The organism is Methylobacterium sp. P1-11 (assembly GCF_008329595.1).
Classification (GTDB): Bacteria; Pseudomonadota; Alphaproteobacteria; order Rhizobiales; family Beijerinckiaceae; genus Methylobacterium.
In genome coordinates this window covers 1-15,038 of record NZ_NPKS01000068.1, presented here as the reverse complement: position 1 = coordinate 15,038, position 15,038 = coordinate 1, and the positions used below count along the sequence as shown (strand labels likewise).

The 15,038-nt window shown below is 68.9% G+C and carries 13 protein-coding genes; 7 read left to right on the top strand and 6 right to left on the bottom strand.

Features of this window, described 5'->3' with window-relative positions; translation table 11 throughout:
• The 3 genes from CIW48_RS32420 to ybgC all read left to right on the top strand — a co-directional run.
• A partial coding sequence (locus tag CIW48_RS32420) for a Holliday junction DNA helicase RuvB C-terminal domain-containing protein (RefSeq protein ID WP_281407422.1) occupies positions 1-196 on the top strand: 196 nt, incomplete at its 5' end.
• Positions 197-564: 368 nt separating this feature from the next.
• Positions 565-1,290 carry a DUF4142 domain-containing protein gene (locus CIW48_RS32415; protein ID WP_149314446.1) on the top strand — a complete coding sequence of 242 codons (726 nt, stop codon included), beginning with the start codon at positions 565-567 and terminating at the stop codon, positions 1,288-1,290.
• Between the two features lie 89 nt (positions 1,291-1,379).
• Positions 1,380-1,832 (top strand): tol-pal system-associated acyl-CoA thioesterase, encoded by a 453-nt coding sequence (ybgC, locus tag CIW48_RS32410; RefSeq protein ID WP_149314445.1) that lies wholly within the window; start codon positions 1,380-1,382, stop codon positions 1,830-1,832.
• Here ybgC and CIW48_RS32405 read toward each other — a convergent pair.
• Positions 1,829-2,620 carry an aldolase/citrate lyase family protein gene (locus tag CIW48_RS32405; RefSeq protein WP_149314444.1) on the bottom strand — a complete coding sequence of 264 codons (792 nt, stop codon included), beginning with the start codon at positions 2,618-2,620 and terminating at the stop codon, positions 1,829-1,831. The genes ybgC and CIW48_RS32405 overlap by 4 nt on opposite strands.
• A gap of 307 nt (positions 2,621-2,927) precedes the next feature.
• On the opposite strand from CIW48_RS32405, the gene tolQ reads away from it, so the two are divergent.
• The 4 genes from tolQ to tolB all read left to right on the top strand — a co-directional run bounded on the left by tolQ (position 2,928) and on the right by tolB (position 6,833).
• The gene (tolQ, locus tag CIW48_RS32400) at positions 2,928-3,644 is read left to right on the top strand and encodes a protein TolQ (protein ID WP_043349106.1); all 717 of its coding nucleotides are present in this window, start codon (positions 2,928-2,930) and stop codon (positions 3,642-3,644) included.
• A 27-nt stretch (positions 3,645-3,671) separates the two neighbouring features.
• Entirely contained in the window at positions 3,672-4,118 is a 447-nt protein-coding gene (locus CIW48_RS32395; protein WP_149314443.1) for an ExbD/TolR family protein, read from the top strand.
• 9 nt (positions 4,119-4,127) lie between these two features.
• Positions 4,128-5,429 carry a cell envelope integrity protein TolA gene (gene tolA / locus CIW48_RS32390; protein ID WP_149314442.1) on the top strand — a complete coding sequence of 434 codons (1,302 nt, stop codon included), beginning with the start codon at positions 4,128-4,130 and terminating at the stop codon, positions 5,427-5,429.
• A gap of 66 nt (positions 5,430-5,495) precedes the next feature.
• The gene (gene tolB / locus CIW48_RS32385) at positions 5,496-6,833 is read left to right on the top strand and encodes a Tol-Pal system beta propeller repeat protein TolB (RefSeq protein WP_149314441.1); all 1,338 of its coding nucleotides are present in this window, start codon (positions 5,496-5,498) and stop codon (positions 6,831-6,833) included.
• Between the two features lie 250 nt (positions 6,834-7,083).
• On the opposite strand, the gene CIW48_RS32380 is transcribed toward tolB, so the two are convergent.
• The 5 genes from CIW48_RS32380 to CIW48_RS32360 all read right to left on the bottom strand — a co-directional run.
• A complete protein-coding gene (locus CIW48_RS32380; protein WP_149314440.1) occupies positions 7,084-8,316 on the bottom strand; it encodes an MFS transporter in 1,233 nt (410 codons plus the stop codon).
• A 38-nt stretch (positions 8,317-8,354) separates the two neighbouring features.
• Positions 8,355-10,949 (bottom strand): PAS domain-containing sensor histidine kinase, encoded by a 2,595-nt coding sequence (locus tag CIW48_RS32375; protein WP_149314439.1) that lies wholly within the window; start codon positions 10,947-10,949, stop codon positions 8,355-8,357.
• Positions 10,950-11,322: 373 nt separating this feature from the next.
• Positions 11,323-12,723 (bottom strand): adenosylhomocysteinase, encoded by a 1,401-nt coding sequence (gene ahcY, locus CIW48_RS32370; protein WP_149314438.1) that lies wholly within the window; start codon positions 12,721-12,723, stop codon positions 11,323-11,325.
• Positions 12,724-12,881: 158 nt separating this feature from the next.
• The gene (locus tag CIW48_RS32365) at positions 12,882-13,286 is read right to left on the bottom strand and encodes a CsbD family protein (RefSeq protein WP_149314437.1); all 405 of its coding nucleotides are present in this window, start codon (positions 13,284-13,286) and stop codon (positions 12,882-12,884) included.
• A gap of 308 nt (positions 13,287-13,594) precedes the next feature.
• Positions 13,595-15,038: KUP/HAK/KT family potassium transporter (locus CIW48_RS32360; protein ID WP_149314436.1), on the bottom strand; the 1,444-nt coding region annotated here is incomplete at its 5' end.

The window sequence follows — 15,038 nt, the reverse complement described above, 5'->3', positions numbered from 1 at the left end:
GATCGGGGCGGCTCTGTCGGAGCCGCGGGACGCGATCGAGGACATCATCGAGCCCTACCTGATCCAGCGCGGCTTCGTGCAGCGCACCCCCCGCGGCCGCGTGCTCACACGACACGCCTATCGGCACATGCAGATGCCAGAGCCGACGCGCGAGACCCCGGGGCAGTTCGGCTTCTTTGGTGACGAAGAGCCGTGAGATCCGGCGCACGCTCCTTCATGCATTGACCTCGGACCAGCATTTCCCTCGGCACATGCGCGGCGCGCGCCCTGACCGGCGCTGCGCCGAACGCGATTTTACGCCACAACGCCCACAAGTCGCTGTTGCGAAAACCGTTTTGAGAACGGTTTTCGAACAATATTGCTAAGTTTAAGTGCGGATTTTGGCGATCGTCGGTCTGAGAAAATTGTTGGATCTCGTGGAACAGCGCTGAAACGCGACAGTTGTGGCAGCGACCGCGCCGGGTCCGCTCGGCACCGGCAAGGCTGTCTCGATCGAGGCCCTGTCTCTCCGATTGCGGCAGATCTTCGAGATCTCAAGAACAACGTCAGGGATAAACTTCCGCCATGAAGAAGCTTACGCTCGCCGCGATCGGCCTGTCCGTCGCCGCCATCTCGGCGCCCGCCCTTGCGCAGGACGCCCTGCCGATCCGCGTGCTGCCCTTCGCCAATCAGGACGGCGTCGGCGCCGCCGCGACCGAGACGCCCGCCTTCCGGGCCGAGGCGCTGCGTTCGGATGCCGCCAGCATCGAAGCGAGCCGGATCGCCCTTCAGCGGTCGCGCAACCCGCGGGTCCGCAACTACGCCAACCGCGTCCTCGTCGAGCGCAAGGCGACCACGGACGCGCTGCTGCCGCCGAACACCTCGCTGTCGCGCAACGGCTCTGTGGTCTCCGACAACCAGGGAATTCGCACCGACCTGAGCAACCCGGTTGGCCTTGTGCTGGCGCCGGTAACGGTGGCCGCCAATATCGGCACCGGCATCGTCGGCGGCGCCCTCGGCGCGGTGGGCCTCGTCGACAACAGCCCGGCCGAGCCCGGCCGTCGCGTGGCCCTCGGCGAGCGCGGCCAGGCCCGCCTGGCGCAGCTTCAATCGGCTCCGAACGGCCGCGCCTTCGACCGGACCTACATCGATCAGCAGGCCCGTTCGGACGCCCGCACCCTGGCGCTCTACGATGCCTACGCCAAGCAGGGCGACAACGCCCAGGGCCGCAGGTTCGCCACCGAGGCCCTGCCGTACATCGCCGACGAGCACGCTCACTCGGCGAGCCTCGCGGCACGCATCGGCGGTTGACGACGCGCATCCCGTGATCTGCGCGAGGGCCGCCTCAGGGCGGCCCTCGTCGTGTTGCGCCGGCACGCCCTCCATCGCTAAAGGGGCGCATGAGCGCGATCGAGCCCGGCACCGACGGATCCGCGGAGGACGTCACGCCGCCGCACCGGCTGGGCGTGCGAGTCTACTACGAGGACACCGACTTTTCGGGTTTCGTCTACCACGCCAGCTACCTGCGCTTCCTTGAGCGCGGCCGCACGGAGCTGCTGCGGGACCTCGCGGGCGACCAGTCGGATCTGCACCGCGACGCCCGCGGCCTGGTCTTCGTGGTGCGGCGCATGAGCCTCGATTTTCTCCGGCCGGCCCAAATGGACGATCTGCTGACCGTCCTCACCCGCACGCGTGCGTTGCGCGGCGCGTCGATGCAGCTCGCACAGGACGTACGGCGGGGCGACGAGGTGCTGGTCTCCGCGGAGGTCACGGTCGCGTGCGTGCGCGACGGCCGCGCTGTCCGCCTGCCGGACGCGCTGCGGCGGCGGCTTGCACCGGACGAATCGGCCTAGACGTCAGCCCGCGACGGGTCGGCCTCGCAGAGGACCCGGGCGAAGGCGTTGACGATGGTCAGCGCGTCGTACTCGACCGAGACCAGCTGGTAGCCCATCGCAACCATCTCCCGGGCCCGCGCCGGCGACGGCGCGAACGCGCAGGGAATCTTGCCCGCAGCCCGGGTCTTGCGCGCGATCTCGCTGAGCGCCGCCGTGACCGCCGATCCCAGCGGATCGATGGCCGCCCCCTTCGACAGGGCGATCGACAGGTCGGCGGGGCCGACCAGGACGCCGTCGATGCCCGGCACGACGAGGATCGCCTCCAGGTTGGCGATCCCCGACTCGGTCTCGCACATGGCGATCGTCAGCGCCCGGTCGTTGGCACCCGCGAGGTAGTCCGCGCCGTTTCGGAGCCCCGAGAGCCACATGGCCCGGTCCGGTCCCCAGCTCCGCTGACCAACCGGCGGGAACTTCGCGGCCGCGGCCAGGGCCTCGGCGTCCGCGACGGTGTTGATCATCGGCGCCACGACGCCTGCGGCGCCCGCGTCAAGCATCCGCGAGACCATGGCGAAGTCGCCCACCGGCACGCGCACCAGGCTCGATTTGCCGGCGAGGGCGACCTCGGTGATCGCCGCACAAGACGATTTATAGTCGTAGGCGCCGTGCTGCTGGTCCAGCAGGACGGCGTCGAAACCCGCGCGCGCCAGGAAACCCGCGACCATCGGATCGGCAATCATGGACCAGCCCAGGAACCGGGCCGGGCCGGTGGGCAGCAGATCGGGAAGGCTGGGAACGGGGAGGGTCATGCGCGTCCTGCGTATCTCAGGGCTCTCGACTCGGCGCCGCGGACCGCGACCATACGGGAGCGGCTTTCGGCAGGTCCAGCCCGAACGACGCGGCGAACCGCGCCACATGCCTCAGGATCGCCCGGTTCGAAACCGATCCTTAACCCTGCCGCGGCCTTAACGGAGGCGATGCCACGGCGGGGCGCTGGGCCGCCGGCGGCCCTTACTTTCGACAGATTCGCGGGCGACAGCGTTGATATCGCTCACGGATCCGGCGGACGCGGGCCTCGCCCGGCGCATCGCGATCCGGAGCAGGAGACCTCGACGGATGAACCCAGCCGACGCGATGCAGGCCGCGCCTGTCGCCGACATGACGCTGCTCGGCCTGTTCCTGCAGGCCCACTTCGTCGTGAAGATCGTGATGATCGGGCTGCTCAGCGCCTCGATCTGGTGCTGGTCGATCATCGTCGACAAGACGCTGCTGTTTCGCCGCACCAAGGCCGAGATGGACGCGTTCGAGGACGCGTTCTGGTCCGGTCGCTCCCTGGAGGAGCTGTTCCGCTCGTTCAACGACCGGCCGGCCACGGGCCTCGCCGCCGTCTTCGTCGCCGCCATGCGCGAATGGAAGCGCAGCTTCGAGGGCTCCGGCCGCCAGATCCAGTCGCTGTCGCAGCGCATCGAGAAGCAGCTTGACGTCACAATCCACCGCGAGGTCGAGCGGCTGGAGTCGCGTCTGCTGTTCCTCGCCTCGATCGGCTCGGCGGGCCCGTATATCGGCCTGTTCGGCACCGTTTGGGGCATCATGACCGCCTTCACGTCGATCGCGGCCTCGAAGAACACCTCGCTCGCGGTTGTCGCCCCCGGCATTGCCGAGGCGCTGTTCGCCACCGCCATCGGCCTGTTCGCGGCGATCCCGGCGGTGCTCGCCTACAACAAGCTCCAGGCGGAGGTGACCAAGGCGCAGTCGCGCCTCGAGGGCTTCGCCGACGAGTTCTCCGCCATCCTCTCCCGCCAGATCGACGAGCGGCTGCCGCTCGCCGCCTGAGCCGGCTGATCCAGAGGAGATCGATCCATGGGCATGGCAGCGGGCGCATCGCAGGGCGGCAAGCGCCGCCGGCGCCGGGGCCGCCGCGGCGGACCCATCAACGAGATCAACATGACGCCGTTCATCGACGTCGTGCTCGTGCTCCTGATCATCTTCATGGTCGCTGCGCCGATGATGACCGTGGGCGTGCCCCTCGACCTGCCGCAATCCAAGGCCTCCCCGCTGAACTCCGACGTGAAGCCGATCACCCTGTCGATCCGCCAGACCGGCCAGGTTTTCCTCGGTGAAGACGAGCTGACAGACGACACGATCGTGGCGAAGCTCATGGAGACCGCCAAGACCGGCACCGAGGAGCGGGTATTCGTGCGCGGCGACAAGCGCGTCGATTACGGCCGCGTGGCGCAGGTGATGGCGATCGTGACCGGCGGCGGCTTCAAGAAGGTCGCCCTCGTCACCGAGCCTGAGCATCAGTAGGGCTGTCCCGTGGAGTTCCGCTTCGACCGCAAGGAACCTGGTGTCTGGATCTCCGCCGGCACCCATGTCGCGCTCCTCGCGCTGGCGCTGGTCAGCGCCGCGGCCCCGGCCCTGCCGGAGGCCCAGGAAGGCGTGCCCGTCGAGGTGATCACCGAGAACCAGTTCTCCGAGATCACCAAGGGCGAGCGGCAGGCCGACAAGCCGATGCCGAACGCCACGTCGCGGGCCGACCGAAAGGCCGAAAAGTTCGAGGACCGCGAGCCCGAGAATTCCAAGACCGACGCCCCAACCGCTCCGACGCGCACGGCCGAGATGAAGCTCGCCAACGCGGAGGAGATGCCGCTGCGCGGCGAGCCGGACCCGCAGGAGGCCGCCCAGGCCGCGAAGGCTGCCCAGGAGAAGCGCGACGCCGAGAAGGCAGCCGAAAAGGCCGCGAAGGCTGCGGCCGAAAAGGCGGCTGCCGCCGCCAAGGCGGAGGCGAAGGCCAAAGCGGAGGCTGTCGCGAAAGTTGAAGCCGAAAAGCGTGAGCAGCTTGAGAAGCTGATCGAGAAGCAAGAAGCCGACGCCGAGGCCGCTGCCCAGAAAGCGGCCGCCGCGAAGAAGGCCGAGGCCGCCAAGGAAGCGGCCAAGAAGGCGGCCGACGCCAAGGCCAAGGCCGAGGCTGAAGCCGAGCGTCAGAAGGAAATCGCCGAGGCGAAAGCGGAGGCCGAGCGCGAGAAGGCTGAGGCCGCCGCGAAAGCCAAGGCCGAGGCTGCGAAGGCCGAAGCGGCTAAGGCGGAGGCTGCCGCCAGGGCAAAGGCCAAAGCCATGGCGGACGCGAAGGCCAAGGCCGACGCCGAGGCCAAGGCGCGCAAGCAGGCGGAGCTCGCCAACAAGTTCAACGCCGGCGACATCCGCTCGATGCTCGCCTCGAAGGCGCCGTCGCAATCGACCGGTGCCACCGGTCAAACGGTGCAGAAGGTGGCGGCGCTCGGCGCCGCAACCGGCAACGCGCAGCGGCTGTCGCCGTCGCTGCGCGACGCCCTGGTCGGCCTGCTCCAGCAGCAGATCGAGCGCTGCTACTCGGCGCCGCCCGGGGCGGCCCAGGGCGTGGTCCTGCCGGTGCTCGACATCCGCCTGAACCCGAACGGCTCGCTCAGCACCGAGCCGCGGATCATGCGCGGCGGGGCGAGCGCGGTCGACCAGTCGATCGCGCAAGCCGCGCTCCGGGCGGTCCGCCGCTGCGCGCCGTACAACATTCCGGCCACCTACGCGCCGTACTACAATGACTGGAAGGCCATCAACGCGGAGTTCGAGTTCACGGCGACCTGAGGTCTTCCAGCCAGTGTCCCGCCGTTCCCGCGTTCCCGTCTGATCGTCACTCGGATCCGACCCACCATGCTGAACCTCCCCTCCGTCGGGCGTCTCCCGACGTTCTATGCCGCGCGCCTGATCGCGCTCCTCGTGATGCTGACGGGCTTCCTGGCGGGGCCGGCCCAGGCGCAGCTGCAGCTGCGCATCGGCGGCGGCAACTTCCAGCCGATGCCAATCGCCATCGCGGATTTCGGTGGTGACCCGAGCCTCGCCGGCCTCGTCTCCGGCGTGGTCACCAACGACCTTCGTCGCTCCGGCTACTTCACGCCGCTCGATCACGCTCGCTTCCCCGAGCAGCCGAACTTCGACGCCGCCCCGAACTTCGAGAAGTGGCGCGCCACCGGCGTCCAGGGCCTTGTCACCGGCCGCGTCGTCCGCGACGGCGGCCGGGTCAAGGTCGAGTTCCGGCTCTGGGACGTGACCAACGGTCAGCAGATGACCGGCCAGCAATACGGCACCGACGCCGCCAACGTCCGGCGCACTGGCCACCTGATCGCCGACGGGGTCTACACCAAGATCACCGGGCTCGGCCCCTGGTTCGACAGCCGCATCGCCTTCGTGGACGAGACCGGCCCCAAGGAGAACCGCCGAAAGCGCCTGATGGTCATGGATCAGGACGGCGCCAATGTCCGGGCGATCACCAACGGCGAGATGTCGATCGTGGCACCGCGCTACTCGCCAGCCACGCAGGACATCGCCTTCATGGCGCAGGCCACCGGCCACCAGCCGCGGGTGCAGATGATCAACCTGGAGACCGGCTCCCGCCAGGCGCTCGGCAACGTCGATTCGATGAGCGCGAGCCCGCGCTTCTCGCCGGATGGCCGCAAGATCGTGATGAGCGTTCAGCAGGGCGGCAACGCCGACATCGTGACCATGGACCTCGCCTCGAAGGCCCAGCGCTCGATCACCAACGGCATGGCGATCGACACCTCGCCGACCTACTCGCCGGACGGATCGCAAATCGCCTTCGAGTCCGACCGCGGCGGCTCCCAGCAGGTCTACGTGATGGGTGCGGACGGCTCGAATCCGCACCGGATCACCTTCGGCCCCGGTTCGGCCTCGCAGCCAGCCTTCTCGCCCCGCGGCGACCTGATCGCCTATACCCGCCAGCGCAACGGCGGCTTCGCCATCTGTGTCTCGAAGCCCGACGGCTCCGGCGAGCGCGTCCTCACCGAGGGCTTCCACAACGAGGGGCCGACCTTCGCGCCGAACGGCCAGTACGTGCTGTTCTTCCGCGATCCAGGCGGCCAGGGCGGCGGCAAGCTGTTCATGGTCGACATCACCGGCAAGGTGGAGCAGCCGGTCCCGACGCCCGCCTACGCGTCCGACCCGACTTGGTCGCCGCTCCTGTCAGGCCGCTGAGGGATCGGACGGCCGCCGGTACCGCCGGTGGCTGCAAGTCTTCCGGTGTGTTGCCCGCTCGACGTCTCCGGGCACCTCTCACCGTCATCCCGCGCGGAGCGAAGCGACCCGAGGCCGCGCGACGCAGGGAACCCTGTCCTGACGGGATGGCTTCACACCGCGCGCCAAGACGGCCGCACAGGAGCGATTGAGCACGGATTGCGTCGGGCCGCCGCGTCGCGAGGGCGCGTGCTCGAGCCTCTCGACCGTCTCACCCCTGCACCATCAACCGGTCGCGGGCCTTCAACGCCGGAAAGAGCTTCCCCCAGAGCAGCGCGACCCCGACCGTCGCAGCGCCGCCAATCACCACCGCCGGGACCGCCCCGATCGCGGCGGCCAGAAGCCCGGATTCGAACTCGCCGAGTTCGTTCGAGGCGCCGATGAACACCGTATTCACCGCCGAGACTCGGCCGCGCATCGCGTCCGGCGTCTCGCCCTGCACGAAGGTCTGGCGCACGTAGACCGAGATCATGTCGGCGGCGCCCGTGACGAACAGGCAGGCTATCGACAGCGGCAGCGACGTCGACAGCCCGAACGCGACCGTGGCGACGCCGAACACCGCAGCGGCGCGGAGCATGCGCACGCCCGCGTGGCGCCGCAGTGGGTAGTTCGCCAGCAGCACCGCCATGGCGACCGCCCCGAAGGCCGGCATGCTCCGGAGTGCGCCGAGGCCGAGGGGGCCGACATGCAGCACCTCCCCGGCGTAGATCGGCAGGAGCGCCGTGGCGCCGCCGAGCAGCACCGTGAACAGGTCGAGGCTGATCGCCCCGAGCACCACCGGCTGCGAGCGGATGTAGTCGATGCCGGCCGACAGGGCCGCCCAGGTGATCGGTGGCCGCTCGTTCACCGCCGCCGGCCGGAAGCGGATCAGCAGGGTCAGGACGCTGGCCAGGGCGAAGCTGCCCCCTGCCCCGCCGAACACGACGGCGGGCCCAAGCGCGTAGAGGAAGCCGCCGAGCGCCGGCCCCATCACCGACGCGCTCTGCCAGAGGGAGGCGTTCCACGCGATCGCCGAGCTAAATTGCGGTCCGGGCACCAAGGTCGGCAGCAGCGCCTGCAGGGCCGGATTGGCGAAGGCCCGGGCCGTGCCCACGACGATGACGAGGGCGTAGATCGGCCAGACGGAGTGCACGCCCGCGACGGCGCAGGCGAGGAGGCCTAGACTCGCTGCGCTCTGGAGGGCGAAGGCGGCGGCGCCGACGAGGCGCCGGTCGTAGGCGTCCGCGACGTGGCCGGTGATCAGCGCGCACAGCACCGCCGGCAGGAAGCCCGCGAGGCCCACGAGGCCGAGCGCCAGGGCGGAATGAGTCAGGTCGTAGACGTACCAGCCGATCGCCACCGCCTGCATCTGGTAGGCGAGGCCCGTGAGGAACCGGGCCGAGCCGAACAGGCGGAAGTCGCCGATGCGGAAGACGGCCCAGCCGGAACGATCATGCGCAGACATGCCCCCCTGCTGCGCGGGACCGGCCGGAGAATCAAGCGCTACGGCGACGTTCGCCGGTCGGATGTTGAAGGCTCCGCCCGGCTCGACTGCAGCGTCAGAGCAGGCTTGCGCGGCGGCACCGGCACCACGACCGGCGGCTTGAGTTCGGGCGGCGGCTCGCGCCGGGCCGCGTCCGCGGGTTCGGTCGGGAACGTGCAGGTCACACGGGTGCCGGTCCCCGGGGCCGTCTCGAGCAGCACCCGGCCGCCGTGCAGCTCGACGAAGGAGCGGACGATCGACAGGCCGAGGCCGACGCCCCGATGCCGCGTCCCGAGGGTATGGCTTTCGAAGCGGTTGAACACCGAATCGGCGATCTCGGGCGGCATGCCGCGGCCGTAGTCCCGCACGCTCAGGAGAAGCTCCTGCGCTGTGCGGCGAGCATGGACCTCCACGCGCTGGCCGGCATCCGAGAAGCCGACGGCGTTCGAGAGCAGGTTGAATAGGATCTGGCGGATCCGCTTCCCGTCGGCGTGGACGCTGCCGATGTCCTCGGGCACGTCGAGGGCGAGGGTGATGTGCGATTCCGCGAGCCGGTCCTCGATGCCGCGCACGGCGGCTTCCACGGTCGCTTGGACGTCGACCTCCTCCCGCTGCAACTCCAGCGAGCCGGCATCGATCGAGGCGAGGTCGAGAATGTCGTTGATGATGACGAGTAGAGCTGCCGAGGAGCGCATGATGTGGTCGGCGTATTCGCGCTGCCGCTCGTTAAGCGCACCTACGGTCTCGTCGCCGAGGAGTTGGGTGAAGCCGATGATGTTGGTGAGGGGGGAGCGCAGCTCGTAGGAGACGTGATGTACGAAGGTGTCGCGCAATTGTGCGGCCTTCTCCAAGGCGTCGTTCTTCTCGGTCAGCGCGCGCTCGACATTCACGCTCGCCGTAACGTCGATCAGCGTCAGGAGCGTTGCGCCTTCCGGAAGCGGCTGTGCGGCGCAGTCGAGGACCGTGCCGTCCACCACCTCCAGGCGGCACGTCCGGGCGGCGCGTGCCTCCATACCGACCACCGCGTCCCGGATGTCGAGCCACGGCTCCTCGGAGGGGGCAAGCGCGCGGCAGGCGGCGATCACCGCGTCCACGTGCGGGCGTTCCTCGACCATCTCCGGATCGAGCCTCCACACGGTGAAGAAGGCGCGATTGGCGAGAGACAGGCGCCCGTCCGCGCCGAACACCGCAACCGGCTCGGCCAGCGTATCCAGGGTTTCGGCCTGCAGACGCCGCAGGGCGTTGTAGCGGGATTCGGCGTTCAGGCGATCGGAGACGTCGTCGAACAGATAGGTCAGGCCGCCCTGAGGGTTCGGATCCGCGACCACGCGCAAAGTCCGACCGTCCGGCAGGTACCACCAGGTCTGGTTCGCCTCCGCGGCCCGGTAGGCGGAGAGCACGCCCTGTTTCCAGCCGCGGAAATCCGCGTGCTCCTCGAGCTTCCGTTCTGCCCGCAGGTGATCGAGGATCTCGCCGTCGGAGGGGCGGCTGTCGAGGAAGACCTGATCGAGATCCCAGAGCTGCCGGTAGGCGGCATTATGGAAGATCAGCCGCTGCGAGACGTCGAACATCGCCACCGCGGTCGGCAACTGGTCCAGCGTGCGGACATTGGCGTTCATCTGCCGCTGCAGGTCGGCACGCACGCTCTCGAGTTCGGACACGTCGATGGCGATGCCGACGCGACCGGTCTCAAGGGCCGTCTCGAACACGTCGAGCATCCGCCGGTTGCCGGCCACGATCGCCGAGAGGCGCGGAACGCTCCGGGTCAGACCGGCGAACCGGGCCGCCTCCTCGCGGGCGATCGTTTCCCGGGCCGGTCGGTCGAACAGTTCCAAGTTGGCATCGAGAGCGGCCTCGCGGCTATCCGCTTCGACCGCCGCCACGTAGGCGGCGTTCACCCAGCTCAGCCCGCCGTCGCGGTTGCGCCGCCAGACCGGCTGGGGGATCGCGTCGAGGAGGCCAGAAAGAGCCGACAGACCGCGGCGGGTTTCGTCCAGGGTTGCCCGTAGGTCGGCGATCTCGCAGCGCTCCTGGCTGGTCTCGCGCAGGCGCAGGAGCGCCCGCCCCGCCACGGCCTGTCCGTGGGCCTCGATATTTCGGCCGGTCTGGGACCGCAGGCTCAGCGCGAAGCTGGTGCCTCGCGCCCGCAGGGTCTCCACGGCGGCCTCCACAGCGGTCGCGTCCGTGGCGACGAGCCACGTCCCGAAGGCCAGCACGCGGCGGGCGTACCCGGAGGTCGGCCGCTCGCCGTGGATCGCGAGGCTGATGTCGCCCTCGACCACTGGCTCGCTGCGCTGATCCCAGGTGACGATGATCTGCCGCTCGGCGTTCAGGAGCATCTCGGCCCGGTCATGGGCGCCGCGCAGGACGTCGAGCGTCGCGGCGAGCTCGCGCTCGCGGCGGGTCCACCGGCCGCGCTCGTAGAGGTGGAGGAGCGACAGGATCACCGCGAAGGCTACGAGGCCGCCGAAGATCGCCAGGGCGGCCACGCTGTGGATCTCCCGGGCAGGATGCGCTGCGGCGGCCTCCGGCAGCTCGGCGAGGGCCGCGCTCGCCGTCGTCAGGGCGAGCGCGCCCACGCCGACCCGAACGTGTGTCGCACGACCGACACCCATGGTTTGCCCTGCCCCCGTACCCGATGGCTGTCCGACCGGCGCGCGTCGCCGCGCGGCGCAGAAGGCACCGTTCCCACGGTGATTCTCCCGAACCACCGCAGCCCTATCGATCTAAGATTCGCCTGCACTCTACAGTGCGGCGGAATCGCCCCGGAAGGGGAACGAAGCGTGGCTTTGGGCAAACTCGGTATAATCAGCCGTTAACGACACACAGAAGACACAGTGCGAATCGGCCGTTGGCGCTTGACAAACGAGAAGGCCCGGCGCATCGCGCCGGGCCTTCGGATCTTCCCGTCGGGCCATTTCGCCGGATCGCGGCGGCGCGGTGCTTAACCCCGGAAACGAGGCCGTCAGCGCCGCCGGCGAAGCGGGCTCAGTAGCGGTAGTGCTCGGGCTTGAACGGGCCAGTCTCGGAGACGCCGATATAGGCGGCCTGATCGGGGCGGAGCTTCGAGAGCTTCACGCCGATCTTCTCCAGGTGCAGGGCCGCGACCTTCTCGTCGAGGCTCTTCGGCAGGGTGTAGACCTGCTTCTGATACTTGCCCGGGTTGGACCAGAGCTCGATCTGGGCCAGCGTCTGGTTGGTGAACGAGGCCGACATCACGAAAGACGGGTGACCGGTGGCGTTGCCGAGGTTCACCAGGCGGCCCTCCGACAGGAGGATGATGCGGTGGCCGTCCGCGAAGGTGATCTCGTCCACCTGCGGCTTGATGTTCGACCACTTGAGGTTCTTCAGGCCGGCGACCTGAATCTCGTTGTCGAAGTGGCCGATGTTGCAGACGATCGCCCGGTCCTTCATCGCCCGCATGTGGTCGATGGTGATGATGTCCTTGTTGCCCGTGGCGGTGACGAAGATGTCGGCGCGCGGGGCCGCATCCTCCATGGTCACGACCTCGTAGCCCTCCATGGCGGCCTGGAGCGCGCAGATCGGGTCGATCTCCGACACGAGCACGCGGCAGCCGGCGTTGCGCAGGGACGCGGCCGAACCCTTGCCCACGTCGCCGAAGCCCGCCACCATCGCGACCTTGCCGGCCATCATCACGTCAGTGCCGCGGCGGATGCCGTCGACCAGCGATTCCTTGCAGCCGTAGAGGTTGTCGAACTTCGACTTGGTGACCGAGTCATTCACGTTGATCGCCGGGAAGAGCAGCTTGCCTTCCTTGGCCAGCACGTAGAGGCGGTGGACGCCCGTGGTGGTCTCCTCGGAGACGCCCTTGATGCTGTCGGCGAGGCCGGCGAACCAGCCCTTCGGCTTCTCGGCAAGCTTCCGCTTGAGGAGCGCGAAGAACACCTCCTCCTCCTCACTCTCGGGCTTGTCGAGGAAGGCGGTGTCGCCGTTCTCGGCGCGTAGGCCGAGATGGACGAACATCGTGGCGTCGCCGCCGTCGTCGAGGATCATGTTCGGCATGCCGCCGTCGTGCCAGTCGAACAGGCGTGAGGTGTAGTCCCAGTACTCCTCCAGGGTCTCGCCCTTCACAGCGAAGACCGGGATGCCGGCGGCCGCGATGGCGGCGGCGGCGTGGTCCTGGGTCGAGTAGATGTTGCAGGAGACCCAGCGGATGTCGGCGCCGAGCGCCTTCAGGGTCTCGATCAGCACGGCGGTCTGGATCGTCATGTGGAGCGAGCCGGCGATCTTGGCGCCCTTCAGGGGCTGCGCCGCGCCGTACTCCTCGCGGACCGCCATCAGGCCCGGCATCTCCGTCTCGGCGATCGAGATCTCTTTCCGGCCGTAATCGGCCAGCCCGATATCCTTGACGATGTAATCCTTGGCCATGAGTCGATGGCTCCGTGTTCGCGTTGCGGGTCGGGGCAACCCCCTACCACCACGCGGCCTACGAAGCAATCAAGACATAAAGATGTCTTTATGCGTTCTAATCGGCGGGGCGGCCGCGCGAGGGCCCGTCTCGGTCCGGACCAGGGCCGGTCCACCGCTCAGCGGGTCGGCCGCGCCAGCCATCCGAGGCCGAACGCGACGGACGCAACGCGGGCGAAGGTCGTTCCGCGGTTCTCGTCCGCGCGCGCCGCGAGCGTGCGCCCATGGCGCACCGCGCGCTCGCGGTTATGCTGGCCGCGCTCGAGCGCCTCGTCCGCCAGAGCGTGCCCGCGCTCGCTGACGTCGCGGAACCGGGCGCGCGCCTCCTCGACGAGGTGCGCGCCGCCGTGGCGCAGGTCGCCGACCGTGTCCCGGGCCTCGCCGTAGGCGTACTGGGCGGCGCCGGCGGCCTGTTCGTAGGCGCCGTCGAGCTGGTCGCTGGCCCGGCCGCGGACCGCGCCCGCCGCCGTCTTGATCCGGCCGCGCAGATGGCTAATGCCGCCCTTGAGATGATCCCTGTTCATGCTGTCTCTCCAATCCGGCGCGCACCGCGGGGGCGCGACGCCTGCGTCGGGGCGGAACGACGGCGGTAGGCTCAGGTTCCCTGCGACACGGTGGAGCAGCCTCAAGTTTTCGTGCATTGACGCGCTCCTGCCGGAAGCAGGTTCGGACCGGCGCGCCGTCCACGGCGGCGGCGGCGTCAATCTCTGGGGGCTGATCGATGCGCATCGCGGATGGGCTGGCGCCCCGATCTCTCGGAATGACTCCGCCTGTTCTGAGTAGCTCCTGCCACGGTGACTTGCCGGTCGGCGGGAATGTCTTGGGCCGCGGCCTAGATCTCGATCTCGGTGCCGACCTCGACGACCTGCCGAGTCGGTACGCCGAAGAAGGCGCCGGTGCGTTCGGCATTGCGCTGCATGAAGGCGAAGAGGTTCTCCCGCCAGGGCGCCATGCCCCGCTTGTCCCGTCGCGGGATGATCGTCTCGTGCCCGACAAAGATGGTCATGTCATCGAGGACGTGCGGCGGCAGGTGACGCGCTTCCACCGCGCAGGCGAGCCCCTCCGGGATCGAGGCCTCCTCCATGAAGCCATAGCGCAGGATCACCCGGTAGAAGTCCGGGGCCAGGATCGTCACGTGCGCGCGCTGATCCTTCGGCACAATGGGCGTCTCCTCGTAGAGCGCCGTGATGATCAGGATGCGTTCCATCAGGGCGTGGTTGCGCTCCACGAAGCGCGACAGATGCAGCGGGATTCCGCGCTGGGCGGCCGACAGGAACGCGGCCGTACCGGGCAGGCGCAGCAGATCGCGATGCTGGAGGCTGGCGAGGAAGACGTCCTCGGGCAGGCGCAGGGCGGCCCGCGCCTCCTCGACCAGTTCGATGCCCTTCTTCCAGGTGAGCATCATCACGGCGACGAGACCGGCGAGCACCAGGGGAAACCAGCCGCCTTCCAGGATCTTCACGCTGTTTGCGGCGAAGAACACGAGGTCGATGGCGAGGAAGAAGCCGTTCACCGCGAAGACCAGGACCGGGTTGTAGCCCCATCGGATTGCGATGAGTGCCGCCAACAGCGTCGTGATACCCATCAACATCGACACCGCGATACCGTAGGCGCCGGCCAGAGCGTCGGACGAGCCGAAGACCACCACGGCCGTCAGGGTCGCCATGGCGAGCAGCCAGTTCACTGCCGGCACGTAGATCTGGCCGCGCTCGTCCCGTGCTGTCTGCACGATGCGCATCGCCGGTAGGAAGCCGAGCTGTATCGATTGCTGGGTCAGCGAGAACACGCCCGAGATGATCGCCTGCGAAGCGATGATGGTCGCCATCGTGGCCAGCGCGATGAGGGGCAGGTGCCCCCAATCCGGGCAGAGGCGGAAGAACGGGTTCTCCAGGGCGTCGGGAGCCGCGATCAGAAGGGCCCCCTGGCCGAAATAGTTGAGCACCAGCGCTGGCAGTACGAGCACGAACCACGCGATCCGGATCGGCAGGGCGCCGAAATGGCCGAGGTCGGCATACATCGCCTCGCCGCCGGTTACTGCCAGGAAGGCCGCGCCCAGCATCACGAAGCTGACGTGCCAGCCGGCGTGGCTCATGAAGTCCAAAGCCCGGAACGGATTGGCGGCTGTCAGGATTGCGGGCTGGTCGACGATCCCGACGATCCCGAGCAGCCCCAGGACCGCGAACCAGACGAGCATGACGGGTCCGAACACCCGGCCGATGGCAGCCACGCCCTTGTGCTGGACCAGGAACAGACCGACCAGGATCACCAGCGTGATC